Source organism: Exiguobacterium sp. SL-10 (assembly GCF_004337025.1).
GTDB lineage: Bacteria > Bacillota > Bacilli > Exiguobacteriales > Exiguobacteriaceae > Exiguobacterium.
In genome coordinates this window covers 1-25,606 of the sequence record NZ_SJUP01000008.1, presented here as the reverse complement: position 1 = coordinate 25,606, position 25,606 = coordinate 1, and the positions used below count along the sequence as shown (strand labels likewise).

Genomic DNA, 25,606 nt, shown 5'->3' with positions numbered 1-25,606 from the left:
TTTTCAATTCTCATAATGAATTTGTTGTTGATGTTGTAAGCGATACGTGATCAATCGCTCGCTGTCGAGCGCCTCATGGAACAGCGATACGGCTGTGATTTGGTTGTTGTCATACGTCCGGTAGTAATAGATGCCATCGTCGACGTTGCAACATGATGAATAGATGGTGTACTCGTACGTCCCGTCTTCGGCCTCGTTCAAGCCACGCGTTTGCAGCACCGTATCCAATAGTTTGAAAAATTGTCCGACCGCGGACGCCTCGGTCGGTTCACAGACCGAATTGAATGTCGCGAACGTCGCCCGAACGAAGCGTGACGTCGATGATAAGTCGCCCGGTAAGCCCTGTCCGCCTAACCCGAGACAATAGGCATCGAGGTTCAACGTCGGCGCGAACGTATTGGCCGGCAGTTTCGTCGAGACGTGGCGATAATCGTTCAGATTGAACAGTTGATACTCGAACGACGGATTGTTCGTCAAAACCCCGACTGGATTGTCGTATACGCGCAATCCGTCCGCCATCGGCTCGACGATAATCGAGGTATCTGTGTCAGCGATGATCCAGTGTAACGGATGAAGCGGTAGCGCGTCACTGAAGTTCAAGTTGACCAAATGAATAGTCGCGAGCCGTCCTCTCGCCTCTTCGACAGTTGCGCATTGCCCAAGAATCCACGGAATGAACTCAAACGGGGACACGTTGTCTTTCCCGTCGACTTCTGGCTTGAACACGGCATTCCCCGGAAAGTTCAGCCCCGCCATGCTCAGTCCCTTCTCGTTCGTCGCCTCATAATAAAGCGGATAGTCCTGGACGACGGTCGCCATCCCGATCATCGCGTAATGGTTCGCATTCTCGCCCACCCGTCTGAAGTTGAACGGATAGTATCGGGGCGTGATCGTCACTTGCTCGTGATAGGACACGTTCAAGTCTAAGTTTCTGCCGAAGTAGTGGGCGTGCGGAGCATACGTAATTGCTGTACACATAACAAAACTCCTTCCGTTCCAATGCAGACAATAACAGCACTCTTTGGTCTATTCACGTTATCGTCTGACATCAACCATAAGAAAAAACGATGAGGCGTGTGCCACATCGTTCTTCATGTTAATTCAGTTCGGTCTCGACCGTTGTTTCCGGCATGAAGAACCAAAGTCCGATTCCTTTCAATCCGAACACGAACGCCAAGGTAAAATATACAAATGATTCAAGCGGATAGCTCATTGTATCGACGAAGAACGACACGAAGAAAGCAATGACCAAAGTGGCGATGATGATACGTAAAGCGAGGTCATTCGCCTCACGTCCAATAGCTTGACCGATTTTTTCATCGTGAGCAAACGCGATGTCTCGACGCCACGCATAAAAGAACAGTGCGACCATCATAACGGTCGTATCCGGCAACTCGCCAAACCAAATATCACCAATCACAAACCCGACCATGATGAACATCCCGAGTTTTAATGCACCTTCATTTGTATAGTTCACTCGAGGTTTCAAGAACTTATTCATAGGACGATGAACCCCACCGTCAACAGTCCATATACGAAACCGAGCACGATCACACTGATGGCGATCGATTTATATTGCGGATACTTATGTAAGACGACCGCTCCGGCGATCACGTGAATAAACGCGACGATGAACGTCACAATCGCAAAACCCATTCGGTTGTTCCTCGCTTCCAAAAAAAATAATAGAAAGTCATGGGAATTCATCCGTTTCCCGATACAAAAAACATTGCATTCATTATATCAATTTTTGGAAAGAAGGCACATCACATCATGAATTATTCACGTACCGATTTATCGAAATTAGACGAGAATACTCCCACTTCTAAACGTGGCGGGCGAAGCCGTAGTGAAAGTGGGAGATGAATCGCCAGCCTCTTTTTTGGGTATAAATACCTAGAGGGGTGAACACCATGTTGAAGCATAAAGCGTATAGATTCCGGATCTATCCGACAACGGAGCAGGAGATCCTGATCGCCAAGACGATCGGTTGTTCACGCTTCGTCTTCAACCACTTCTTGGCGAAGTGGGAACAAACCTACAAGGCGACAGGAAAAGGACTGTCCTACGGCTCCTGTTCAAAAGAAATACCTGTACTCAAGCAAGAGCTTGACTGGTTGAAGGAAGTCGATAGCACTTCTGTGCAAAATAGCATCAAACACCTGGCGGATGCATATGACCGCTTCTTCAAGAAGCAGAACGAACGGCCCCGGTTCAAGTCGAAACGAAACCCGGTCCAATCCTATAAGACGAACATCCAAGGCAAGTCTCAACTTCCTGAGGTGTCGATCGTCGGCAACCACCTTAAACTCCCGAAGCTGAAGTGGGTCCGGTTCGCCAACTCCAGGAAGGTCGAGGGCCGGATCATTAGCGCGACGATCCGACGGAACGCGACGGGCAAACACTTCGTCTCCCTCAGCGTCGAGCAGGAGATCGACGAGCTGCCGAAGACCGGTTCCTCGGTCGGCGTCGACGTCGGGCTCAAGCACTTCGCCGTCCTGTCCGACGGCACGGTGTACCAAAACGACCGCTACTTCCGTTCGCTCGAGAAGAGACTGGCGCGCGAGCAGCGCAAGCTGTCCCGTCGTCGGCTCATCGCACTGAACCGGAACGTCAAGCTGTCCGAGGCCAAGAACTACCAGAAACAGAAGCGCAAGGTCGCCCGCATCCATGAGAAGATCGCCAACAAGCGTACCGACTTCCTTCACAAGGTGTCGACCGAGATCGTCAAAAACCACGACATCATCGGCATCGAGACGTTGCAGGTGAAGGATATCCAGCAGGACCGCAAGCTCAGCAAGTCCATCTCCGACGTCAGCTGGTCGGAATTCTTCCGCATGCTCGCATACAAGGCGGACTGGTACGGCAAGACCGTCGTGAAGGTCGGGATGACCTTCGCCTCGAGCCAGCTCTGTTCGAGTTGCGGCCATCGACACAAAGACGTGAAGCATCTCGGTCTGCGCGAGTGGACATGCCCGGGTTGCGGGACCCACCACGACCGCGATGTGAACGCAGGACTGAACTTGAAACGAGAGGCTGAACGCATCCTGGCCTCTTCAACCGTCGGGATGACGGGGCTAGCCTGATCAGGTTCCGGTCGTTAGACTGGATGACCCAGGAATCCTCCACCTCCAAACGAAGCATAGGTGGAGGTAGTTCAACGACAGAGGAAATGCTCCTCGTCAACAGCGAAGTCGAGAAAAAGAAACGCAATCTCGTCGTCGCGTACTTACTTTGGTTCTTCCTCGGCGGCTTTGGTGCTCACCGCTTCTATTTCAAGAAAACCGGTAGCGCCCTCGCGATGCTTGCCCTCACGGTCGGTTCAATCGTCCTTACGGTTGTGTTGATTGGTTTTCTCGGACTGTTCGTCACAGGTATTTGGGCCCTCGTCGACGCGTTCCTCATGCCAGGCTGGCAACAACGCGAAGTCGAAGCCATCGAACGCGAGACGATCGAGTCGTTGAAGACTCGCTCTGAACGTCAAGCTGCCTTTTAACGTCCAAGACGGTCACGCCAACGCGTGACCGTCTTTTCGATTAGAAGCTATTCTCTTTCAAATAGAACGCGAAGTTGCGGTGCTTCCGTTCTTTCGTCGCGTAATGGATCCACAGCCACGCGAGCGACTCAAGCTCACGCGCCAACTTCAAGTGACGGAGCGTATGGGCGTCAAAGCCGATTTTCGAGGCAAGGTCTTGGACGGCTCGGACCGACTCTTGCTCGTCTCCGGCGATGAACATCATCGACATGTTCGGGTTCTCCAAGTTCTCGACGCCGGTCTGGTTGAACGCCTTGACGATGCGAACGTGCGGCGCAAGTTCCTGCAGATGCTCGGCTCCCGACTTCCCTTCCGGTCGCTCGACGGAATCGAACTCTTTTGCGATCGGATTCGTCACGTCGATGACAATCTTGTCGTCCAAGTCCCGAAGTGATTGAATCAAATCGACGGCCGCCGCGAACGGCGTCGTCAACAACAGGATTTGCGCGTTCGACGCCACTTCCTGCAGCGACATCGTCCCTTCTCGCTCCGAGCGCGTCCCGTACAACACCTCATAACCGACGTCCTCGAACTTCCGTCCGAGTGTCCGGCCGACTTTCCCTGCCCCTAAAATACCAATCTTCATGTATAACGACTCCCCTTCACAGTTCTTCGTCCGTCCGCGTCACCGTCCCGCCGAGTTCCGTTGCGAGCCCGTCGAGCACCGAGTGGTCGAACTCTTCCCCGATCGCCATCACCCCGGTCTGTCCAGGCTCGATATTCCCGACCGTCCGTTTGAACGTCTCTTGAATGCTTTGGACGTGTTTCAAATCTTTCGTTCCGCCAATCAAACCACCCGTGAGCGTCCCGAACAAGATCCCGAACGGTCCTCCGAGAATCCCGACCGCCATTCCGATCAACGCGCCTTTCGTCGACTTGTTCGTCGGCGTAAGTTGCACCGCATCTTCAAATGAAAATGCCCCGTTGTCCTCACGCTTGATGACGACGAGTTGTTCGAACCCGACGAGTCCTTCCGCGTGATACTTTTTCAACTTGCTGAACGCTTGATACGAGATGGACTCCTCTGGAAACGTGAACGTGACGATATGGTACGGTTGTTTTTCCTTCTTGGCCATGTCGGCTCCTCCTTTATGGAACACAGGTGACACATCAGCTTTCTCTTACCACTTCCCCGGCTTCAGACGAAAAAAAACCTAGTCCGAGGACTAGGTCGTGGGTGGCCGCTTCTCATTTAGTTCGTAATGCGAATACGGGATGCAGAGCGGCGTGCCGTAGAGCGGGTCTTCCGTCACGACGACTTTCAAGCCGAACACGTCCTGCATGAAATCCTCGTCGACGACATCGTTCGGACTACCTTGCCGATAGACGTTGCCTCCAGCGAGCGCGATGATATGGTCGGCGTAGCGACAAGCGAGATGCAAGTCGTGGAGCACCATGATGATCGTCTTACCCTCTAACCGGTTCAAGCGGTACATCAAGTCGAGAATCTCGATTTGGTGCGACATATCGAGATACGTCGTCGGCTCATCGAGTAGAATCGTTTCCGACTCCTGGGCCAATGCGAGCGCAATCCAGACGCGTTGCTTCTGCCCGCCCGATAAGTTCGAAACGAGCGTGTCCCGGAGCGAGACAGTGTCCGTGAAGGCGAGCGCCCGTTCGACGGCCCGTTCATCATCTTTCGAGTAGCGCTTGAAGAACGTCTGATACGGATAACGGCCGAACCGGACGAGTTGTTCGACGGTCAATCCGTCCGGCGCGACGTTCACTTGCGGCATGAACGCCATGAGCCGGGCCGCTTCCTTCGCCCGATACGCATCGAGCGGCTTGTCGCGGAACGCAATCGTCCCACCGAGCACGTCCCGTTGACGAGCGAGCGTCGATAACAACGTCGACTTGCCGCATCCGTTCGCCCCTAACAGCACGGTGATTTTGCCGTGAGGGATCGAGAACGTCAACCCGTCGAGCACGACCTTCTGCTCATAGCCGATGGCGACTTGTTGTAAATCAAATGTATTCATCTCATGCTTCCTTTCATCATCCGGCGAAGTAAATAGAAGAAGTACGGCGCGCCGATGACGGCCGTCATGACGCCAGTTCGAAGCTCATACGGGTAAAAGATTGTCCGAGCGAGCACGTCCGCCAAGACGACAATCGTCGCCCCGACGAGGAGCGTCGCCCAAATGTACGGCAGCTTCAAGCCTTGGCGCGCGATGTGCGGGGCCATCAATCCGACGAAGCCGATCGCTCCGACGAAGGCGACCCCAATCCCGGCGAGAAGGCACGACAACAAGAGCGTGCCCCGCTGTGTGCCTCGGACCGGCACACCGATGCTCGTCGCGACCGCCTCGCTAATGTGGAGGGGACGGACGTGCCGTTCAATCAAGAAGGCGGCGAGCAAGAATAGAATCGCGAGCGGCACCATGATCTTCAATTGATTCCAAGTCGCCGCGTAGACGGTACCGGTGAGCCATTGTTGTATGTCATTCTTCCGATACACGTTCGAGGCGAGCATCATGAACTGAACGATGCCTTGCGAGAAGATGCTGATTCCGATCCCAATCAACGCGAGCCGGACCGGTGGGACACCCCGTTTCAATAGATAAAATAAGAACGCACCGACCGTGAGCGCCCCGGCGAACGAGGCGAACGGGATGTAGGCGAGCGGAACGGACAGTTGATTCGTCCGCTCATCGGTGAAGACGGTGAAGAACGTCGCCGTCGCCACCCCGGCCCCGCCGACGATTCCAAAAATCTCCGGCGAGGCGAGTTCGTTCTTAATCGTGAGTTGTAATAAGTGCCCGCTGACCGCGAGACATGCACCGGCCGTGATGGCCATGAGGACGCGTGGCATCCTGAACTCGAACACGACCAGCTCTGCGAACGCGTCACCCGAACCGAGGAAAAGCGCACCGAGCGACCACGGGGTCAAGAACGTGTCCCCGACGGCGAGTCCCAAATAGAAGGCGATGAACAGGCCGGTAAGGAGCGCGACCGCGAGCACGATCTCCCGTTTCCGGAGCGTGAATGAGAACGGGCCTTTTCGAAAACTGTATGATTTCATGATTTAAAGACTCCTTGTCTGGCGCTGACGAGATAGATGAAGAACGCGCCCCCGATGACGGCGAGCACGACACCGACCGTCACTTCCCGTGGGAACAGGACGAGTCGTCCGAAGATGTCGGCCGATAACAGCAGCACACTCCCAAGGAGCGCACTCCCGGCGAGCCGAGCGAAGAACGCCGTGCCGAACATATAGCGCGCGAGGTGCGGGGCTAGCAGGCCGACGAAGGCGATGGGACCTGCGAGCGCGACCCCGAACGCCGACAAGACAACAGCGAGCGTGACGGCGACAAACTTGATGACACCGACGTTTTGGCCGAGCGATCGGGCGACCTGGTCACCGAGCGACAACGTCTCGAGTTCTTTACTGATGAGGAGGACGCACAGGCTCGCGACAATCATCCACGGCAACAACGTCGTGACGAGTGCTAGCGAGCGGCCCGCGACCGAGCCCGTCAACCAGAACAGGACCTCATCGAGCGCCCCTTCCTCGTAGGCGATAATTGACTGCGTGAACGAGCTGAACAGCGCCGCGAGCGATGCCCCGGCGAGCGTCATATACATGACGTTGCCCCCGTTCGCACTGAGTAGATAGACGATGACCCCGGCGATGAAGGCTCCGACGAGCGCCGCCGATGTGAACGAGGCGATGCTGCTGAAGCCGAACAACGTCACGAGGACGATGGCGAGACTCGCCCCCGCGTTGACCGCCAGGATGTCCGGTGACGCGAGCGGGTTGCGGGTCACAAGTTGGAACAGCAATCCGGCGAGTCCGAGAACGCTACCGACGAGAAGCGCGACGATGGTGCGCGGAATGCGATTGTCGTTGAGCGCAATCATCGCTTGCGATGACGCGTCGCTTCCAAGTGCAAGGACGTCAGTATGGCCGACCGGGATGACGCCGACACGGAGACTGATATAACTCAAGATAGGTAACGCGATGATCAAGGCGATTAGTTTGATCCAAGGTTTTATCATTTTACTCACTTCTTTCCTCTCCTACCATAGCAAAATCTCGCTGCCAGAAAAAGGGGTTGACAGTGAGAATCATTATCACTTATAGTCAGGGAGGAAATCTTACAAATCAGAGGAGACTTTATACATATGAAAAAGTTTGCGTTAGCCCTACTCACGCTCTGCCTCACGGTCGTCCTTGCTGCTTGCGGCGGGTCAGACGAGACGAGCAACTCGAACGAGTCAGCAGATCAAGAAACGCGCACGGTCGAGCACGCCATGGGTACGGCTGAAGTGCCAGTCGAACCGAAACGTGTCGTCGTCTTGACGAACGAAGGGACCGAGGCGCTCATCGCCCTCGGCGTCAAACAAGTCGGCGCCGTCAAATCATGGAACGGTGACCCGTGGTACCCACACATCGAGTCAGAGATGACCGATGTCACTGAAGTCGGGACGGAGAGCGAGGTCAACCTCGAAGCGATCGCGAAACTCGAGCCAGACCTCATCATCGGGACGAAACTTCGCCAAGAGAACATCTATGACAAATTGAACGCCATCGCACCGACGGTCATGTCGGAGACGCTCAAAGGTGATTGGCAGGAGAACTTCGCGCTCTACGCGAACGCCCTCAACCTTGAGGACAAAGGAAAAGACGTCTTGGCTGACTACGAGCAACACGTCGAAGATACGAAAACCGAGCTCGACGACGCTGTGAACAAAGAGCTTTCGGTCGTACGCTTCCTTCCTGGCGCGTCACGCATCTACTTCACGGACAGCTTCTCAGGTGTCATCTTGGGCGACGTCGGCATCAAACGCCCGGCGTCACAAGACCGCACCGAGTTCGCTGAAGAGATCACGATGGAGCGCATCCCGGAAATGGATGGCGACCATATCGTCTACTTCACATACGGCGGAGCAGATGGATCGAAGACAGCCGAAGAGTGGCAGTCGAACCAACTTTGGAAAGACCTCGACGCTGTCAAGGCCGGTGAAGTGACCGAAGTGAGCGATGACACGTGGAACACATCAGGCGGTGTCTTGTCAGCCAACGAAGTGCTCGACGAACTCGTCACCATCTTGAAATAAGCGAAAGCGCGCCAAATCGGCGCGCTTTTTGCTATTGTCATATGGTAAAATTTTCATATCACAGTTGAGAGAGGAGCCCTACTTATGCAACGTCCGCTTCGTAAATCTGCCACGAACCGCTCACTCTCGGGCGTCTGTGGCGGCATCGCTGAATACTTCGACTTGTCCCCACTCGGTGTCCGCCTGCTCTTTTTGATCGTACCGGGAAACGTCCTCATCTATATCATTCTCGCCAATTCGATGAAGGAAGCCCCGCGCTATTTATAAAAAACTCGGAAGCCGCGGCTCCCGAGTTTTTTTATGCGTTGACTTTGTCTTTCATCGCCGCGAGCGCACCACTGTTGATGAAGTGCCATGGCTTGTTGTAGTGCGGTTGGAAGAAGAAGTCGACGTAGGCAAGTTCTTCGACCGTCATTTCGTTTTGGATCGCGAGCGACAACGTGTTGACCGCTTGCGTCATATCCGCTTTCGAGAGAACTTGTCCACCGACGACGCGATGCGTGCCGACTTCATAGACGAGTTTGAACTGGACCGGTTCCGCTGTCGGCATGAACTCCGGACGGTACGCGTCTTCAATCACGACACTCTCGACGTCGAGACCGAACAAGCCGGCTGCTTCTTCTGTGAGACCTGACGAAGCAATGTTCCAATCATAGAGACGGAGGCCTGACGTCCCTTGCGTGCCTTGATAACGGACACGCGGTGTGACGAGGTTCTCGGCGACGAGCGTTCCCATGCGGACCGCGTTCGTCGCAAGCGGAATGTAGGCGTGTGTGCGCGCCGGGTTGTAATAGACGGCACAGCTGTCACCAGCGGCGAAGACGTCCGGGTTGCTCGTGCGCATATATTCGTCGACGATGATGGCGCCGTTGCCGAGCATGTCGACTTTCCCTTCGAGGAGTCCCGTGTTTGGGCGGAATCCGACACAAAGGATGACGAGGTCAGCTTCAAACTCACCTTTGTCGGTCACGACGTGCGTAACGTTACCGTCTGTCCCACGGAACGCTTCGACCGTCTGGCCGAGCTCGAGGTCGATGCCGCGTGACGTCATGTCCGCTTCGAGTTGATCCGTGAACGACTTGTCGAGGTACTTGTTCAAGATGCGGTCGGCACTATCGATGAACGTGACGTGTTTGCCGTACACTTCGAACGCCTCGACGAGTTCGACACCGATATAGCCGGCGCCGATGACGGCGATGTTCGTCGCGTCTTTCGCTCGCTCGATGATGCGTTGGGCATGGCCATAGTTTTTGCAGAGCTCAATCCCAGTCATCTCGATGCCAGGGAGCGTCGGGACAATCGGCCATGACCCCGTCGTGACAATCAAGCGGTCGAACGTGTCATGCACGTCTTCCCCCGTCTCAAGGTTTTTGGCATGGACCGTCTTCGCTTCTGTATCGATGTTCAACACGTCGTGTTTCATGCGCATCGTCGCGCCGAGTTCTTCGAGCTCGGTCGGTGACGAGTAAAACAATTCTTCCGCGCGTTTGACGACACCGCCGACGTGGAGGGCGATTCCACACGAGAGGAAGCTGACGTTGTCGTTACGCTCGTACACGGTGATGTCGAGATTGTCGTGTTTGTCGAGTAATCCTTTGACGGCTGCTGTTCCTGCGTGTGTACATCCGATGACTGCGATTTTCATATGGTAGTCTCTCCTTTGAGTGGTTGGCAAGTTTATGATTGTGATAAATGTCACATTCACTTTCTGAACTTAGTGTACTATTTCACAAGACGATTTGACAATCCCTTTGCTCAGTTTTTCACGTAATTATGTCAGAAGTTTGAACGTCCGTTGTGACGACAAAAAAACCGCTCCGCAACCGGAACGGCTTACTCATGATTTTGTCGTACGTCGCGCTTTGATCCAGTGATAGATGATGACACCGAGATACGTGACGAGACCAATTACATACAAACTGAAGCCAATCATGATCCAACCCAGCGCGTCCCAACCACGGACGAAGACGAGTCCGATGATACAAGATACGTATCCCACGACGAGCAACGTCAACGAGAAGACGAATCTGCGCCTAAATCGTGACTTTAGAAAGTTCAGCACCACAATCAACAAAATTGTCGTCAACACACCGATGATGAGGAGTTCATCCCCATAGTACTCCCAAGTCATCGCTTCTCCCCCTGACCTATGTTCGATTGGCTCCATCGTATCACGGCTCTCCCTCGTTCCCCATCTCTAAAAAAAGCCATCCGCATCATCGCGAATGACTTCTTTGTCAACGAACGTAAATTGTCTTCGTCACGCTTCGGCCTTTTGGCGTCACGAGACGGAGTGTCAATTTCGTTCCTTTCTTTTGTGAGGTGAAACTGAGCGTTGTCGACGTGGCTGTCACCGTCTTCTTCGCGAGGACCGTCGACCCTCGCGTGAGCGTCAAGGTACCGTACGCGACGTTTGATGTCGCCTTCACTGTCTTCGATGTGCTCGATGGAATCGTCGTCACGAGCGTCGGTGTCGGTCCGGTCGTCACTTTCACCGTCTGCATGTGTCGAAACGGTCCGCTTTGGCTCGTCAACGAGAGCGTCGTATTGACCGGTTGACGGGTGAAGCGGAGCGTCACACGTCCGGTGCTACTCGCTTTCGCTGTAGCGAGCACTGTTGAGCCTTTTTTCAATGTGACCGTGCTATTCGGAATCACGTATCCGACCCATAACGATTTCTCATCGTTAATCGAGAGGGTCGACAACGACGTCTTCGGCAAGTTCAATGAGACCTCACGTGATTTCGATCCGACCGATGCTTTGACGCGAACCCGATCCCCCGGTTTGGCCGGAACCGTGTAACGTGTCGTCGATAGGCGTTTAACCGAGACAAGTTTGTCATTTACATAGAAGCGCACTGTCGCCGTGCTCGTCTTTTTGATTGAGAGTGTCGCTTGTGTCTTTGTCATCAACGTGTCCGTTACACTGAGCGTCGGAGTGAACGCTTGGACCGTCTTCGTAAGTTCGTACGTCGCATCCCCGCTCGAACGTGTGACGAGGATGACATCTCCTTCCTTCAATGGGGTATCGAATGTGTACGGCATGACGCGTGTTGTCGCCACATGCGTACCATTTCGATAGATGCGATAGGCCTGATTGGTACTCGATGTGATGTTGATGGATTTGTCATACATTAACGGTGTCCGAGTCCACGAAAACACAGGCGGTTCCACTCTTGTGTCCACGGTTGTGAGTCGGAACGCAGAAGTGGGTGCCTCTTTTAATTTGAAGTAGACTTTGGTTCCAATGTCTATAGGTATCGTACTAAACTCTTTAATCGAAATGAGTCCGTCTTCATCCGCTTGCTCGTTCGAAATCTCGTAGTATTTCCCACTGCGAATCAACACATCCACCGTGGCGTTCGGAGTCGTTTTCAACGTGACACCTGAAGTGACCGTTTTCGTCAGAACCGAGATGCCGTTCGATGATGTGTCCTCAATCTCTTTGACCGTTTGAAGTTCAATCGGATCGGCGTAAACACCTGACCCACTACCGATTTTCACAGTCACACGCGATCCAGGTGTGAACCAACGTGCCGGTTGCCACGCATAGCGTCCCGATTCATCCGATTGGACCGTCGCCGATTGATAGTTCAACAACGAATCCGATGAGTTCGATTGATACAAGTTTTTCGTCACACTGACAAAAACAGGCGTGTTCGGAGCCGTCTTCCCGCTGATCGGGCCTAAGACACCGGTTGGCGGGTCGAGCGTGAGCGGCACATATTTCGATGCCCATAAATCTAACCGTCGCTCAAAATCGCTCCATTTAAAAATCATGTCATACGATTCATTCGTCTGTAGCGTCAGTTTCCCTTGCTCCCAAACGAACGGGTCGTCTTGATAGGCTAAACGTGCCGTCAACTCAGTCGCTGGAATCGGTAAGGCCGTACCATCGACGAGCGTGGCCGTTCCGTTGACGTCATACGGACGACCTACCTCATAGCGAGTCGTCGTTTTCGGCACACTGACCTGCAGTTGCCACGGTGCCTTCCAAAATGACTCGGGCGTGTAGCCTGCTGACCGGTTCTCAGAAAAGACGTACCATGATCCACGTTTTTGGACGAAGACATCATCAATCGGTGCCTCTCGCCACTCATTTGTGGCGACGTTATAACTAACATAGAACGTCGTGTACATTTTCCGAATCGTGAAATAGTAGACGCCGTCATTCCATATGAGGTTTCTTACGCTTGGGGCTTCTTTCTCGATCCATTGTTTCGTTACGAGATCAAAGATGAAAAGTGTATCCGATTCCCCTACTTTTGCTACAATCCACTGATTTGATCCCTTGATTGAGGATGCGCCCCTCACCTGACCCGTATACGATCCGAGTGTTTCAATTGTCTCACCCGTCACCGTCCGCTTCGTCACTTGACCGTCCACGAATGCGAGAACATTTCCATCATCAAGCAGTCCATACGCTTCATACATACTTTCCGCCTGAATCGACCCGAGAATTTTGCCCGAAAGCGATGTCGTGACATACTTCTTGTCATCGGTCCACAATACCGTGTCTGCTGCCAAATTAATATCTACGACCGCATGAAGTCCGCTCCCTGCGTCAATTGGAAAGACCGTCTTTGAACCGGTGTGAGGATTCCAGACCATCCATTCTTGCCAGCCCTCCAAAATGAATCGACCGTCTCCGATTGCGTGAATGTTATGAAGAACAGACACGCGAATCGGTAACGTATATTCCTCACCGGTCTTGATGTGAACAAGCGTCTCCGGATCTCCCGAACGCCACACATACCCACTATCTCCTACGACTTCTCCTGACGGAATACTTTCCGGTTTGGCATAATCCTCTGCTCGGACTTCGACTCCCGGTGCTACCATCATGACGAGCACCACGAGCATGCTCCATAACCATTTCTTCATTACTCTCCTCATTTCTGTTTATGAATGCATAACTTTCAAAAATAATCCATTTTTTGATTTAACCCTCCTAATTTTAAGTCGTTTTCTTAAAATTGAATAGCCCTAAAATCACAAAAAAACACCACGTCGCACGACGTAGTGTTCACTTCTCATTCATCTGTTTCATCAAATCCATCTGTTCTTTCACTTGCGCCTCTTTCTCACGTCGAAGCACACCCCGGTACGTCACGCGTGAGATCGACAAGCTGATCTCGTACAAGAAGAAGAGCGGCAGTGACACCATGAGGTGCGACGTCAAATCCGGCGGCGTGATAAACGCTGCGACGACGAACAAGGCGAAGTAGGCGTACTTCCGGATTTTCGAGAGGAAATACGGCGTCACGACACCGATGCGCGTCAAAAACATCGTCACGACCGGTAACTGGAATAACAGTCCGAATGGGATGGTCAGTTGCAACAAGAATGTGAAGTAGTTCGACGCCCCGATGATTTGTGTCAGACCGAGGTCTTGCCCGAGGTCCGTCGAGATATCGAGGACGAGCGGGAACAACCAATAATAGGCGAACGCCAAACCGAAGAGGAATAAAACCGAAATGATTGGAATGTAAGCAAGCGTCGCTTTCCGCTCGTTCGGATGCAGACCAGGTGCGACAAACGCCCACAGTTGATACAGTAGAAACGGACCAGCCGCGACGAGACCGATGACGAGCGCCAAGTTCAAATAAATCATGAGCGGGTCCGCGACCCCAAAGGCGTTCAACTCGAGTCCTCGTTCGACGAGGTCCGCCTGCAGATAAGCGAGCACGTATTTGACACTCGGCAAAGCGATCAAAAAGAAGGCAAAGACGACAAATGCCGACAGCATCAGTCGTCTCCGCAGCTCTGTCAAGTGGTCGGACAGTGCCCGTTCTTGATCAGGTTGATGGCTCATCGTTTACTGCTCTTTCTTCTCAATTTCTTTCTTGTCTTTCTCGTCATGTTCGTTCATCATACCACTCGTGGCATTTTTGAACTCACGGAGCGTCTGTCCGGCGGCGCGTCCGAATTCAGGCAATTTCTTCGGCCCGAAGATGATGAGCGCGACGATGGCGATAATGAAGATACTTGCTCCCCCAGGAATACCGACGACGAGCAACGATGATAGTAATTCCATTATTGATGGACCCCCTCAGCAGATGGATAGTGTTGCATAAAGTAAATGAGCGACTGGAGTTCGATCGACAAGTCGATATGATGGACGCGGACCGTATCCGGCACAGTAAGCCTGGCCGGCGTGAAGTTCAAGATGCCTTTGATGCCGAAGCGGACCAAGTCATCCGCGACAGGCTGTGCATAGGCAGACGGCACCGTCAAAATGGCGACGTCAATCTTGTTTTGCTTCATGATCTGTTCCATCTCATCGACGTGATGAATCGGGACACCGGACATCGTCGTGCCGACTTTTGTCTCGTCTGCGTCGAACCCGACGACGATATGTGTGTTATTGTTTTTAAGGAAGTTATAGTTGACGAAAGCTGTCCCGAGATGACCAACCCCGACCAAGGCGACGTTCGTAATCTCGTCCTGATTCAGTGTCTTACGGAAAAAGTCTAACAGATACTGTACGTTATAGCCATATCCCTTTTTACCGAGCGCACCGAAGTACGAGAAATCGCGACGGATCGTGGCCGAATCGACCTTGACCGCCTCGCTCAGTTCAGCAGAAGAGACACGCTGTTTTCCTGACGAATGTAGGCTTTGGATAAACCGATAGTATAGTGGCAACCGTTTGGCTGTCGCTTGCGGAATCTTTGGTTCGTTTTGACTCAACGGAAAGAGCCTCCTTTTTACGACGCGTTTCAAACGAATCTAATGTCATACACCTTGATTGTAAACGAATTCACATGACCACTCAATGAATATACCTGAAATGGGGAAGAAATAAAGTATACTAAATAGAGAGAAAGGGGTTTTTTCATTTGATCCTACTGCAAGTCAATAACTTATCGAAATCATTCGGCGTCGAGCCGATTTTAGAGAACGTCAAACTAGAAATTCAAGAAGGCGAACGCGTCGCCCTCGTCGGCCGCAACGGCGCCGGTAAGTCGACACTGCTCAAAGTCATCGCCGGGGAATACAATTACGACTCAGGCGATATCATGAAGCCAAAAGATGTCACCATCGGCTATCTCGCCCAAGACTCAGGGTTAGAGTCGAATGAGACGATGTGGAATGAGATGCTGACCGTCTTCACTGATTTGATCGAACAAGAAAAAACGCTGCGCCGCATGGAACAAGACATGGGTTCGGAGCGCATCTTGAACGACCCGGCCGCTTATGAGCGCCTCCTGTCGTCTTACGATGAAGAACAGCATACGTTTAAAGACCGCGGTGGTTATCAATATGAGGCGACGATCCGCTCCGTCCTTCACGGGATGCGTTTCTATCCGGACGACTTCGAACGCCGCATCGATACGCTCTCCGGCGGACAACGGACACGTCTCGCACTCGCGAAGATGCTGCTCCAAAGTCCTGACCTGCTCATCTTAGATGAGCCGACGAACCATTTGGACATCGAGACGCTCGGTTGGCTCGAGAAGTATTTGAGCGGCTATAAAGGCGCCGTTCTTATCGTCTCCCACGACCGCTACTTCCTCGACCGCGTCGTCTCGGTCGTCTATGAGCTGTCACGCCATCGAAGCCGCCGCTTCGTCGGGAACTATACGAAGTACCTCGAACAGAAAGCCGCCATCTACGAACAAGAGAAGAAGCAGTTCGAGTCGCAACAAGAAGAAATCGCCAAGATGCAGGACTTCATCCAACGCAACATCGCCCGGGCGACGACGACGAAACGGGCGCAGAGTGTCCGCAAGCGTCTCGAGAAAGTCGACCGGATGGAAGCGCCGGACGGTGACGAGCGCAGTGCCGTCCTCTCCTTCTCGATCAAACGCCAAAGCGGGAACGACGTGTTGAGCGGCAGTGACCTCGCCATCGGCTATGAGGAGCCGATTGCCCAACATCTTCGCTTCCAGCTACAGCGCGGCGAATCAGTCGCCCTCGTCGGCCCGAACGGGGTCGGCAAGTCGACGCTCTTGAAAGTATTGACGAAACAACAGCCGGCCCTTACCGGCGACATCCGCTACGGTGCCGGCGTCGAGATCGGCTACTACGACCAGGAGCAACAGAACTTGTCGGATAAAAACCGCGTCATCGACGAAATTTGGAACGACTGGCCGCTCATGCGCGAACAAGAAGTGCGTAACCTGCTTGGACAGTTCCTGTTCAGCGGTGACGACGTCATGAAACGAGTCTATGAACTGTCGGGTGGCGAACGAGCCCGTTTGACGCTCGCCAAACTGAAACTCGAGCAACCGAACTTGCTCATCTTGGATGAGCCGACGAACCACTTGGATCTCGACTCGAAGATGATTCTCGAGAACGCCCTCGTCGACTATCCAGGTACGATCCTGTTCGTGTCGCACGACCGGTACTTCATCGACCGGCTCGCGACGCGCGTCTTAGAGATCACGCCGAGCGGCATCGATGAGTACCTCGGCGACTACTCGTATTACGTCGAGAAAAAGGAAGAGCTCGAAGACCTGGCCCGGCTCGCCCGCGAGGAAACGAAACAAGTCGTCGTCAAAAAACAGCGGGCCGACAAAGAGCAGCAGCGCGAGGAGCGCCGGATGAAACAGCGGATCGAGGAAATCGAACTGACGATCGAGCGGCACGAGGCTCGTCTCGAGGAGATCGAGCAGCTGTTGTGTGAACCGGACGTCTTCAACGACTTCGCCCGGGCGCAAGAACTGTCGACCGAGTCCGACGCGACGAAAGAGTCAATCACGGCGCTGTACGCAGAATGGGAGGAGCTCCATTCATGATGCGATTCCGTGCGATGCGAATCGAATGGATGCACGCCTTCCTGACCGGTCTCGCCTATATCGTGCCGACGGGGACGGAGTACGTATCCGAACTGATTCGGGGCGAACCGACCGTCGTCCCGTCGCTCCTGTTTTATTTCTTACCGGTCGTCATCGGCTTCATCATCCAGACGTGGAGCGGGATTGTCATCAGTTTGTTGAGCGGTCTGCTCATGAGCACGCTGTTTATCCGCCTTGTCGTCTGGCCGGTCGATGTGACCGTTCACAGCTTTTACACCCCAGGCTCGGTATGGGGACACTTCTATCAGTCGACGCTCCTCATGTGGGTGCTCGCCTTGGTCGTCTTTATCGTGAGCTGGGTGAATATGTGGTACAAACAGAACAAACATCATCCGGACATATAAAAACAGGGAAGCCGCTCTCCATTATGGAGATTAGCTTCCCTGTTTTACGTTTAGAAGTAACGCAGCGGTTGGAAACCACGCGTGTGGAAGTCGAGCTTGAGGCCGTCTTCCGTGATGAAGAACACGTACTCGTTTGTATCGACGTCGCGGACGAACACTTTGTAGAACGTGAGCGTCTCTTCGTCGTTCGTCACATACTTCGCCTCATGCGTCGAGATGACTTGGGCGAACAGTTGCTCTTTGTCAAACTCGTTGACGATGTCCTCGAACTTGGCTGCTTCTTCTTCGGTCGCTTCCCGGCCCGGTGCGATCTCGTAATACGCGTCGCTCGCTTTCGGCTGAACGCCGAGGTTACGGTCGACGACGATGACACTCTCGATATCTTGATCGTCTAGGCTCTTATAGCCGTACAACGTCTCGACGAGCGTGTTCTCACCCGTGACTCGACCGATGCCTTCGAGCGAGTCTGCATCGGTCAGTGAGCGAACGCGTGTCTCTTGCGGCACGATTTCTTCTTGATAAGCGATATTATAAGCGCGGATGATCTCCCGTACTTGCAAAAACGTCGCGACGACGAGCAGTACGATGAGACCTCCAATGATTATGCGTTTCATCATCTGTATATTTTCCCCCTAGACTGTCATGCTCTCTTCTAAGGATAACCCAGGAACCGCATTCATCGCTAGTGTATCGCGCTTTCCGCGCACATACGCATGATGCGCCGCGACACCAATCATACCGGCGTTATCTCCGCATAGATCGAGTGGTGGGATGACGAGGCGGATGCCTTCGCGGTCCGTCGCTTCTTGAAGCGCGGCACGGAGTCCACGGTTGGCCGCGACACCACCCGCAACGAGTAGCTGCTTCGCGCCTTTTTCTTTCACGGCACGAATCGCTTTCTCGACGAGCACTTCGACGACACTCGCTTGGAAGCTGGCCGCTAAGTTTTCAGGGATGACCGTCTCCCCGCGCTGTTCAGCGTTATGGACGGCGTTGATGACCGACGACTTGAGCCCGCTGAAGCTGAAGTCGAAACTTCCTGCCTCGAGTCGAACCCGTGGGAATTTATACGTGTCTTCCCCGTCGGCCGCGAGACGGTCGATGGCAGGTCCACCTGGGTAAGGAAGGCTGAGCGTCCGTGCGACTTTGTCATATGCTTCTCCGGCCGCATCGTCACGTGTCTCACCGATGACTTCGAACACACCGTGCTCGGGCATATAGACGAGCTCCGTATGTCCGCCTGAGACGACGAGACAGACGAGTGGGAACTCCATCTTTTCGACGAGTTCGTTCGCATAGATGTGTCCGGCGATGTGATGCACGCCGATGAGTGGTTTACTGTGGGCGAACGCGAGCGCCTTGGCCGCACTGATGCCGACGAGAAGTGCCCCGACGAGACCCGGCCCTTGCGTGACCGCGACGGCATCGACGTCTTGCATCGTCACACCGGCTTCGCTAAGAGCGTCATCGATGACGTACGTGATCCGTTCGACGTGGTGGCGCGAGGCGACCTCGGGCACGACCCCACCGAACCGTTTGTGGCTTTCAATCTGCGACGAGACGACGTTCGATAAGAGCGTCTTACCGTCACGCACGAGCGCGACCGACGTCTCATCACAGCTCGACTCAATCGCGAGGATGAGCGATGTGTCCATCTGTTTCACTTCCTAACTTCGCCCAGTAGATATAGGCGTCTTCATTATTGTCTTGATAATAGCGTTTTCGGCGTCCCGCATTTTCAAAACCAAACTGTTCATACAGCTTTTGGGCACCGATGTTTGAGACACGCACTTCGAGTGTGAGCGCCGCGAGTGACTTTGAACGGGCAAATTCGACGAGTTGCGTCAGGAGCAGATTGCCGATGCCTTGTCCGCGATATTCCGGTAAGACGGCGATGTTCGTGATATGCCCCTCGTCTACGATTTGCCAGACGCCGATGAAACCGACGACGCGTCGTTCATGTACAGCGACGAAGTAAATCGCTTGGTCATTGCGGAGCATCTCGTTCATGAACGCCTCTTTCGTCCAAGGAATGGCGAACGAGGCTTCCTCGACTTTGGTCACTTCATCGACGTCGAGCCAGTTCATGCGACGGATTTGAATGTCAGCCATTGTTCTGTCCCTCGAGCCATTTCGCTTCCGCCTCAGCGAGACGAAGATACTCGGGCTCAAACGCATGGACATCATTCGTGACTTCACCTAAGGCGACGAGATCGCTCGCCCGGCCGTAACTATGCGCGGCCGGCGCTTCTGTATACTCATACGCGGCCAAGACGTCACGGAACGGCTCGACGTCGCCGACGACGACGAACGGTCCTGTGATATTGGCTTCGAGCCAAGCAGTTACCGAGGCGTGACGGTCGGGTGTAACGGCCTCGTTTTGTTGATAGTATCCGATATAAGCGTTCCCTCGGCGGGCGTCGATGAGCGATACGACCGGGAGTTCCGTGTTCGGGGCCGCCGCCATGAGACGGAGCGCCGAGACCCCGACGAGCGGGATTTGAAGCGTGTAGGCGAGCGTCTTCGCCGTCGTCACACCGATACGAATGCCCGTATAAGACCCAGGCCCTGTCGTCACGACGATGCGTTCAAGCTCGTTCGGTGTCCATTTGACAGCGCTCATCAATTGTTCGATCATCGGCATGAGCGTGACGGCATGGTTTTTAGACACCATGACCGTCGCTTCGGCTTGAATCTGTCCGTGTTCGCTCAAAGCGACAGACAGACGTGTCGTCGCCGTATCAATCATGAGTTGCTTCATGCGAGCACCTCTTTCACGAGCGCATCGTACATGTCACCGACGGGCGCGAACGTCAGTTGACGTTCCTCGTCCCCGATTCGCTCGATCGTGATGGCGAGGCGTTCAGTCGGCAACGATGACTCGATCAAGTTCGACCATTCGACGATAGCGACGCCATCCCCGTTAATATATTCTTCGAGTCCGATATCGTCCCCCGTGTCTTCGAGACGATAGACGTCCATATGATAAAGCGGCAAGCGCCCTTGATACTGTTTCATGATCGTGAACGTCGGGCTATTGACATTACGCGTGACACCGAGACCTTTGCCAAAGCCTTGGGTGAACGTCGTCTTACCGGCACCGAGGTCACCGTTCAACGTTATGACCGTCCCGGCTTGGACGAGCGTGGCGATTTTTTCTGCCACCGCCTGCGTCTCGGCCGCAGAATGGGTAATCAATGTATACATGATGTTTCTCCTTTAGTAGTTCTAGCGATACGTACTCATTGTACACTCAATTTTACGCAAAAAAAAACACGAAACGTCATCGTTTCGCTATCTCATTTAAAAAATTGGTTGCGGGGGCTGGATTTGAACCAACGACCTTCGGGTTATGAGCCCGACGAGCTACCAGACTGCTCCACCCCGCGACGACATATGAAATTAAATAAAAATTGGTTGCGGGGGCCGGATTTGAACCGACGACCTTCGGGTTATGAGCCCGACGAGCTACCAGACTGCTCCACCCCGCGATGGTTTGAATTGTTTCGACATCCTCTATAATAAGTGAAGCAGTTATAAAATGCAACCTTTTTCTAAATGTTTTTTGAGAATTGGATTCGGGAACAATTAAGAGAGTGTATTTTACTAGAGAAAAGGAGCGCGACCGTCATGTCGAAATGGGGTAATCGCTTTAAAAAATGGTTCTTTTCCGAACTGGATGCATCCGTCTATTTTCACACCGTACCGTTTCTACCGAACGAGACCGTCCATGGAACGTTACGCGTGTCGAACACCACTTCACATGTCGTGCGGCTGCAGGAGTTGACGCTTAACTTTTTGACGACCTTTAAAGACATCACGCTCGAGGGTAACGAGTTCAACCGCGAGGCCGACCTTCAAGAAGTCCCGATCCCTTTATCGGCCGTGCTCGAACCTGGTGCTGAAGAGCATATCCCGTTCACGTTTGATTTGACGATGTACGCTCCGTCGACAGCGGGCGCCCCATATAGTGTGGAAGCGACCGTCTGGGACACGGACGGCAAACGGGTTTGGTTCGATGTCGTCGAAAATGTTGAAGTTGAACCGCTCCCCGTTTTGAAACGTCTGTTAGAGGCGACCGAACACGCCGGCCTCGAGCTCATGTTCGTCCGCAACGTCATCGATCCACTTGGAGAAGAACGCCCGTACCCGTTCGTCGAGAAGTATGGATTTAAACCGGTCGGTGACTGGGCCGACGAATTTGAAATCGTCAAATCGTTTTGGCGAATCGACGAGGACGGGGTCGACGTCTATTACTGGCTCGACAACATCGAGAAGCAACGCACACTCGAGTCGATCGCCAACGACGTCACGTTGCGCCATCGCTCACTCACGTGGGACCAACTCGAGCGCGAACAAGATCGACTCGGACTCGGGATTCAAGAAACGTTACGTAGTCACCGCTCATCATGAGCGGGGCTACGTATCTCATTTGTCTTGTTTCGTGGTTATAAATTGATGCAACATCGAGGCAATTACACCGGGAACAATGCCCAAAACAACAGATGCGATGAGAATGGCGATAAATTCTTGAAACGTAATCGGAAATAACAATTGAGTGGCCATGAACACAAACACCAGAATGGAACTACCGATCACCCATACGATTGGTTTTTTCACAACGTCACATCCTTTACCCATTCATCTCCACTCGTGTTCACGACCACCTGGAACTTCTCACGATGCGGATGCATGAACAGTTCGTACTGAAGCCGACGCTCGTCGTGCGAGGCTTTCAAATACGCCAGGTCCATCCCTCGCTCTTGGACGTCTCTGACGGAACGGCGTTCGAACTCGGTATCGCTATTCGTATACAAATAGACCGATACATTGAAATAGTGGGGTTCGAGGAACGCGACGCTCATCCCTTCGATAATCGTGATTTGTTTTGCTGGATTGATCCATGTCCGTTCAAGATACGGGACGTCAATCGTATAAAAGCCGATGCCTTCCCGTACCATCCGGACATCACGCTCGAGTGACAGCAAGTGATGCGCCGCCGGATGACAGGCCGTCATTTTATAGTGATGTGGTGTTCCGTCGACCGTATAGTTGAGCATCGCACTCTTCCGTAACGTCGAATCCGTGATGTATGGGTCGGTATTGATATAGTTCACGTCCCCGAGGCGTACACGTAAAGCGTCTGCGAGCGTCGACTTCCCGGCACCCCCGTGTCCTGAAATCCCGATAATTGTATGTCTTTCTTGCCCGACTTCGTCGACGATATAATCGATCAACTCATTCATTTGAATCCCCCTTTTGGTACACTTCATATTGAAAGGAAGTGTACTCATCCGATGTCTACTTGTCCATATTGTCATCCACAGCTTGACCCACCACAACCAATCCTCTTGTTCACGTCGGCTCTGGCGTCATCGTCCCGAAAATAATCAGAATGACCAACAGCTCATCGCGTGAGGATGAGCTGTTGGCGTTTCGTTTCGGTCGCTTCGAGTTGTCGCTCCAAGCGTTCAACTTCTCTCTCCATTTTCTCAATCAGTTTAGCAATTTCAAGATCGAGCCCGTTCACTTTATCAAGTGAATCATTGATTCGTCCGTGCATCGTCCATTCCGAGAAAATGTCGTCGAGGAAATAGTCTGCGAACTGAATGAGTGACCCACGTTCGATGTGTAAGCCGCTGACGACGCCTTTCACATCAGCCAACTCCCGCGAGAAGCGCTCGAGTGCGGCTTGAAGTTCATGCATCTTCCGCTCTGAAGCATCGATGGCATCATGTTTCATCGCTGTCGCAATCAATCCTCCTCCAAAGAACGTATCATATGTCGACCAACCTTTCGCACTGTCGAGATGTTTCAGTGTTCTTGAGATGGCCGTCCGTGCTGAATTTCCAGCACCGATGGCTTCTTTATATTCAACAAGCACCTCATTCATTTTTACCTGTTGATCCGTGAGTCGATATAATTCTTCCCGAACAGTAGAATCTTGCTTCAAATGCGTTTCCTTCTCTTTTAGGAAAGTCTCCCATTTTGCGTCGATTCCATGATACGTCTCAAACGTTTCATATAAGTCACGACGCTCAAGCGCCAACTCATCTACCATCGCCTCATGTTCGCGTAACTTCAATTCGGCCCGGGCCGCCTCTTCTAATTCAATCGTTTTTTGTTCGTTGAATGTTCCCCTTAGCTTACGCCATGCGTTGACGAGCGAGAATGAATCTAAGTCATAGACATCGCGCTGTTCCTTCGTAAACGAATTGAGAAGTTGCTTTCGTACAGCTTCGTGTTCGGCAATTTGCTTGTCGAGTGTTTTTAATTTTCGGGCGAGTCGGTCCCGTTCTGCCATCTGTTGTTGTAAGTCGTGTTGGGTTTGGTAGAGATCACTCATAACGTTTCATTCCTCCAGTTTCTTTTCGATAATGTTCTAACAGGTCTTTGATGTGTACCCCATCAATCGTCAAGCCGTCAATCGATGAGTCTTCGATTTGCATACCATCGAGCCGACAGTTCTTCATAATCGTGCTCGTCAGGTTTGTGTGGAAGAACGTCGTCGGCCGTCCCGACTCGAACATGGTAACGAACCGATACTGGGAGCCGGATAGATTTAAGTCATCGAACTCAGATTCTCGGAAATTGATATTTCGGAACTGACTCCTCGTGAAATTACAATTGCTGGCCCGTAGTTCCGAGATGTTACTATTCGTGATGGCAAGTTGGCTCGCATCCACCCCATACGCTTGGGCACCTTTGATGGAGCGCTCTTCATATCGAAATGTGATTGCTTCATCGATGGGTCGCTTTACTCGTTTGATGAAACAGACTTCCACGTCCGACTCGAAGACAGATTGGTAACCGGCAGCGCGATAAAATGCGACATTGTTAGGTTGGGCTGCTGACGTCTCCAACTCCCAGATTCGTACAGTCGGATGAAGTCCCTCGATCAATTGTAGCGCGCGTTTCCCTATTCCTCGTCCTTGCTGCTCGGGATGGATAAACATACGATCGATTCGACCATACTCCTGTCCGGTCAATGTCACGACGGTTCCACCGATTACCTGTCCATCAAGTTCGATTACATAACAGGTCAGCTGCTCAATCAAATAACGATTCATCGATTCATTATCATAGCCGGGTGGCTCAATATTGAGGTCACGATATGGTAGCCGGAGACGATCTGCCTCTTGTTTAAAGCTCGCTCGTGAAACCTCAGTGAACACTTTGTGGTCTGAGACGGTCGCTTCACGGATTTGCATACTTGACTCCCCCTCTTCTGTCTCTTCATACGAGAAGAATGCATGAAAAGTTTCAAGGAGAACGACAAAAAAGGACGACCAAGCAGATGCTTGATCGTCCTTCGCGTTGGCCTAGCAACGTCCTATCCTCACAGGGGGAGACCCCCAACTACTTTCGGCGCTGAAGTACTTAACTTCCGTGTTCGGCATGGGAACGGGTGTGACCACTTCGCTATCGCCACTAGACAATTATTATATTAACATTATATATGTGATTCGTCAACACTTTTATGAAAAAAGAACGACCAAGCAGATGCTTGATCGTCCTTCGCGTTGGCCTGGCAACGTCCTATCCTCACAGGGGGAGACCCCCAACTACTTTCGGCGCTGAAGCGCTTAACTTCCGTGTTCGGCATGGGAACGGGTGTGGCCGCTTCGCTATCGCCACCAGACATGTATGAGATTTAACATTATTTTAACATAATGTCAACTCTTTTTAAGAGATTGTTCTCTCAAAACTGAAGACTCATCAATTCATACAAACCATTAGACTAGATCAAAGCCTCGACCGATTAGTATCATTCAGCTCCACACGTCGCCGTGCTTCCACCCATGACCTATCTACCTCATCGTCTCTGAGGGGTCTTTCTTGATTGCTCAAAGGGAAATCTCA

At 52.8% G+C, this 25,606-nt stretch carries 30 protein-coding genes, 2 tRNA genes and 3 rRNA genes; 7 read left to right on the top strand and 28 right to left on the bottom strand.

Annotated features, from left to right (window positions below; translation table 11 throughout):
* Positions 1–3 precede the first annotated feature (3 nt).
* The 3 genes from bsh to EVJ33_RS15560 all read right to left on the bottom strand — a co-directional run bounded on the left by bsh (position 4) and on the right by EVJ33_RS15560 (position 1,656).
* On the bottom strand, positions 4–978 hold the full coding sequence (gene bsh / locus EVJ33_RS10085; protein ID WP_131436763.1) for a choloylglycine hydrolase: 975 nt from the start codon (positions 976–978) through the stop codon (positions 4–6).
* A 118-nt stretch (positions 979–1,096) separates the two neighbouring features.
* On the bottom strand, positions 1,097–1,501 hold the full coding sequence (locus tag EVJ33_RS10080; RefSeq protein WP_131436761.1) for a hypothetical protein: 405 nt from the start codon (positions 1,499–1,501) through the stop codon (positions 1,097–1,099).
* A complete protein-coding gene (locus tag EVJ33_RS15560) occupies positions 1,498–1,656 on the bottom strand; it encodes a hypothetical protein (RefSeq protein ID WP_021065374.1) in 159 nt (52 codons plus the stop codon). The genes EVJ33_RS10080 and EVJ33_RS15560 overlap by 4 nt, the downstream gene beginning before the upstream one ends.
* A 257-nt stretch (positions 1,657–1,913) precedes the next feature.
* Here EVJ33_RS15560 and tnpB point away from each other — a divergent pair, with 257 nt between their 5' ends.
* Both tnpB and EVJ33_RS10070 read left to right on the top strand, forming a co-directional pair.
* A complete protein-coding gene (gene tnpB / locus EVJ33_RS10075; RefSeq protein ID WP_131436759.1) occupies positions 1,914–3,086 on the top strand; it encodes an IS200/IS605 family element RNA-guided endonuclease TnpB in 1,173 nt (390 codons plus the stop codon).
* An 86-nt stretch (positions 3,087–3,172) separates the two neighbouring features.
* Positions 3,173–3,496 carry a TM2 domain-containing protein gene (locus EVJ33_RS10070; RefSeq protein ID WP_236634596.1) on the top strand — a complete coding sequence of 108 codons (324 nt, stop codon included), beginning with the start codon at positions 3,173–3,175 and terminating at the stop codon, positions 3,494–3,496.
* Positions 3,497–3,536: 40 nt separating this feature from the next.
* Here EVJ33_RS10070 and EVJ33_RS10065 read toward each other — a convergent pair whose 3' ends face one another.
* The 5 genes from EVJ33_RS10065 to EVJ33_RS10045 form a co-directional block, all read right to left on the bottom strand.
* Entirely contained in the window at positions 3,537–4,121 is a 585-nt protein-coding gene (locus tag EVJ33_RS10065; protein WP_131436756.1) for an NADPH-dependent F420 reductase, read from the bottom strand.
* A 16-nt stretch (positions 4,122–4,137) separates the two neighbouring features.
* Positions 4,138–4,611, bottom strand: a complete 474-nt coding sequence (locus EVJ33_RS10060) for a hypothetical protein (protein WP_131436755.1) — start codon at positions 4,609–4,611, stop codon at positions 4,138–4,140.
* A gap of 90 nt (positions 4,612–4,701) precedes the next feature.
* On the bottom strand, positions 4,702–5,514 hold the full coding sequence (locus EVJ33_RS10055; protein ID WP_131436754.1) for an ABC transporter ATP-binding protein: 813 nt from the start codon (positions 5,512–5,514) through the stop codon (positions 4,702–4,704).
* Positions 5,511–6,557, bottom strand: coding sequence for a FecCD family ABC transporter permease (locus EVJ33_RS10050; protein ID WP_131436753.1), 1,047 nt, complete (start codon positions 6,555–6,557; stop codon positions 5,511–5,513). The genes EVJ33_RS10055 and EVJ33_RS10050 overlap by 4 nt, the downstream gene beginning before the upstream one ends.
* Positions 6,554–7,534 (bottom strand): FecCD family ABC transporter permease, encoded by a 981-nt coding sequence (locus EVJ33_RS10045; RefSeq protein WP_131436974.1) that lies wholly within the window; start codon positions 7,532–7,534, stop codon positions 6,554–6,556. Before EVJ33_RS10045 ends, EVJ33_RS10050 begins: the two co-directional genes overlap by 4 nt.
* A gap of 126 nt (positions 7,535–7,660) precedes the next feature.
* On the opposite strand from EVJ33_RS10045, the gene EVJ33_RS10040 reads away from it, so the two are divergent.
* Positions 7,661–8,596, top strand: coding sequence for an ABC transporter substrate-binding protein (locus tag EVJ33_RS10040; RefSeq protein WP_131436751.1), 936 nt, complete (start codon positions 7,661–7,663; stop codon positions 8,594–8,596).
* 84 nt (positions 8,597–8,680) lie between these two features.
* Complete coding sequence (locus EVJ33_RS10035; RefSeq protein ID WP_131436749.1) at positions 8,681–8,863, top strand: PspC domain-containing protein; 183 nt, start codon at positions 8,681–8,683, stop codon at positions 8,861–8,863.
* 31 nt (positions 8,864–8,894) lie between these two features.
* Here the strand turns inward: EVJ33_RS10035 and EVJ33_RS10030 are convergent, their stop codons facing one another.
* The 6 genes from EVJ33_RS10030 to EVJ33_RS10005 all read right to left on the bottom strand — a co-directional run bounded on the left by EVJ33_RS10030 (position 8,895) and on the right by EVJ33_RS10005 (position 15,288).
* Positions 8,895–10,241, bottom strand: a complete 1,347-nt coding sequence (locus EVJ33_RS10030) for an FAD-dependent oxidoreductase (protein WP_131436747.1) — start codon at positions 10,239–10,241, stop codon at positions 8,895–8,897.
* A gap of 192 nt (positions 10,242–10,433) precedes the next feature.
* Positions 10,434–10,727 carry a hypothetical protein gene (locus EVJ33_RS10025; RefSeq protein WP_131436744.1) on the bottom strand — a complete coding sequence of 98 codons (294 nt, stop codon included), beginning with the start codon at positions 10,725–10,727 and terminating at the stop codon, positions 10,434–10,436.
* 106 nt (positions 10,728–10,833) lie between these two features.
* Entirely contained in the window at positions 10,834–13,479 is a 2,646-nt protein-coding gene (locus EVJ33_RS10020) for a hypothetical protein (RefSeq protein WP_131436742.1), read from the bottom strand.
* Positions 13,480–13,621: 142 nt separating this feature from the next.
* A complete protein-coding gene (gene tatC / locus EVJ33_RS10015; protein ID WP_131436740.1) occupies positions 13,622–14,410 on the bottom strand; it encodes a twin-arginine translocase subunit TatC in 789 nt (262 codons plus the stop codon).
* A gap of 3 nt (positions 14,411–14,413) precedes the next feature.
* Positions 14,414–14,632: a twin-arginine translocase TatA/TatE family subunit gene (locus EVJ33_RS10010; protein ID WP_131436738.1), complete on the bottom strand. Its 219-nt coding sequence runs from the start codon at positions 14,630–14,632 to the stop codon at positions 14,414–14,416.
* Entirely contained in the window at positions 14,632–15,288 is a 657-nt protein-coding gene (locus EVJ33_RS10005) for a redox-sensing transcriptional repressor Rex (RefSeq protein WP_029596207.1), read from the bottom strand. The genes EVJ33_RS10010 and EVJ33_RS10005 overlap by 1 nt, the downstream gene beginning before the upstream one ends.
* Before the next feature lie 149 nt (positions 15,289–15,437).
* On the opposite strand from EVJ33_RS10005, the gene EVJ33_RS10000 reads away from it, so the two are divergent.
* Both EVJ33_RS10000 and EVJ33_RS09995 read left to right on the top strand, forming a co-directional pair.
* Positions 15,438–17,339 (top strand): ABC-F family ATP-binding cassette domain-containing protein, encoded by a 1,902-nt coding sequence (locus tag EVJ33_RS10000; RefSeq protein WP_131436736.1) that lies wholly within the window; start codon positions 15,438–15,440, stop codon positions 17,337–17,339.
* Complete coding sequence (locus EVJ33_RS09995) at positions 17,336–17,743, top strand: hypothetical protein (protein WP_131436734.1); 408 nt, start codon at positions 17,336–17,338, stop codon at positions 17,741–17,743. Before EVJ33_RS10000 ends, EVJ33_RS09995 begins: the two co-directional genes overlap by 4 nt.
* A 50-nt stretch (positions 17,744–17,793) precedes the next feature.
* On the opposite strand, the gene EVJ33_RS09990 is transcribed toward EVJ33_RS09995, so the two are convergent.
* The 7 genes from EVJ33_RS09990 to EVJ33_RS09960 all read right to left on the bottom strand — a co-directional run bounded on the left by EVJ33_RS09990 (position 17,794) and on the right by EVJ33_RS09960 (position 21,234).
* Positions 17,794–18,360, bottom strand: a complete 567-nt coding sequence (locus EVJ33_RS09990) for a hypothetical protein (protein ID WP_131436732.1) — start codon at positions 18,358–18,360, stop codon at positions 17,794–17,796.
* Positions 18,361–18,375: 15 nt separating this feature from the next.
* Positions 18,376–19,398, bottom strand: coding sequence for a tRNA (adenosine(37)-N6)-threonylcarbamoyltransferase complex transferase subunit TsaD (gene tsaD / locus EVJ33_RS09985; protein WP_131436730.1), 1,023 nt, complete (start codon positions 19,396–19,398; stop codon positions 18,376–18,378).
* Positions 19,370–19,855, bottom strand: a complete 486-nt coding sequence (gene rimI / locus EVJ33_RS09980) for a ribosomal protein S18-alanine N-acetyltransferase (protein ID WP_131436728.1) — start codon at positions 19,853–19,855, stop codon at positions 19,370–19,372. Before rimI ends, tsaD begins: the two co-directional genes overlap by 29 nt.
* The gene (tsaB, locus tag EVJ33_RS09975; RefSeq protein WP_131436726.1) at positions 19,848–20,504 is read right to left on the bottom strand and encodes a tRNA (adenosine(37)-N6)-threonylcarbamoyltransferase complex dimerization subunit type 1 TsaB; all 657 of its coding nucleotides are present in this window, start codon (positions 20,502–20,504) and stop codon (positions 19,848–19,850) included. Before tsaB ends, rimI begins: the two co-directional genes overlap by 8 nt.
* Positions 20,501–20,950, bottom strand: coding sequence for a tRNA (adenosine(37)-N6)-threonylcarbamoyltransferase complex ATPase subunit type 1 TsaE (tsaE, locus tag EVJ33_RS09970; protein ID WP_131436725.1), 450 nt, complete (start codon positions 20,948–20,950; stop codon positions 20,501–20,503). The genes tsaB and tsaE overlap by 4 nt, the downstream gene beginning before the upstream one ends.
* Positions 20,951–21,055: 105 nt before the next feature.
* Positions 21,056–21,132: transfer RNA gene (locus EVJ33_RS09965), tRNA-Met, on the bottom strand.
* 25 nt (positions 21,133–21,157) lie between these two features.
* A tRNA-Met gene (locus EVJ33_RS09960) sits at positions 21,158–21,234 on the bottom strand.
* A gap of 139 nt (positions 21,235–21,373) precedes the next feature.
* On the opposite strand from EVJ33_RS09960, the gene EVJ33_RS09955 reads away from it, so the two are divergent.
* A complete protein-coding gene (locus EVJ33_RS09955; protein WP_131436723.1) occupies positions 21,374–22,156 on the top strand; it encodes a sporulation protein in 783 nt (260 codons plus the stop codon).
* Between the two features lie 15 nt (positions 22,157–22,171).
* On the opposite strand, the gene EVJ33_RS09950 is transcribed toward EVJ33_RS09955, so the two are convergent.
* From EVJ33_RS09950 to EVJ33_RS09920, 7 genes are all read right to left on the bottom strand, one after another.
* A complete protein-coding gene (locus EVJ33_RS09950; protein WP_131436721.1) occupies positions 22,172–22,363 on the bottom strand; it encodes a hypothetical protein in 192 nt (63 codons plus the stop codon).
* The gene (locus tag EVJ33_RS09945) at positions 22,360–22,989 is read right to left on the bottom strand and encodes a uridine kinase family protein (RefSeq protein ID WP_131436719.1); all 630 of its coding nucleotides are present in this window, start codon (positions 22,987–22,989) and stop codon (positions 22,360–22,362) included. Before EVJ33_RS09945 ends, EVJ33_RS09950 begins: the two co-directional genes overlap by 4 nt.
* A 161-nt stretch (positions 22,990–23,150) precedes the next feature.
* Positions 23,151–24,089 (bottom strand): coiled-coil domain-containing protein, encoded by a 939-nt coding sequence (locus EVJ33_RS09940; protein ID WP_131436717.1) that lies wholly within the window; start codon positions 24,087–24,089, stop codon positions 23,151–23,153.
* Positions 24,082–24,954 carry a GNAT family N-acetyltransferase gene (locus EVJ33_RS09935; protein ID WP_131436715.1) on the bottom strand — a complete coding sequence of 291 codons (873 nt, stop codon included), beginning with the start codon at positions 24,952–24,954 and terminating at the stop codon, positions 24,082–24,084. Before EVJ33_RS09935 ends, EVJ33_RS09940 begins: the two co-directional genes overlap by 8 nt.
* A 109-nt stretch (positions 24,955–25,063) precedes the next feature.
* Positions 25,064–25,179, bottom strand: a 5S ribosomal RNA gene (gene rrf / locus EVJ33_RS09930).
* Positions 25,180–25,269: 90 nt separating this feature from the next.
* Positions 25,270–25,385, bottom strand: a 5S ribosomal RNA gene (gene rrf, locus EVJ33_RS09925).
* Between the two features lie 100 nt (positions 25,386–25,485).
* A 23S ribosomal RNA gene (locus EVJ33_RS09920) occupies positions 25,486–25,606 on the bottom strand; the annotation flags it as partial.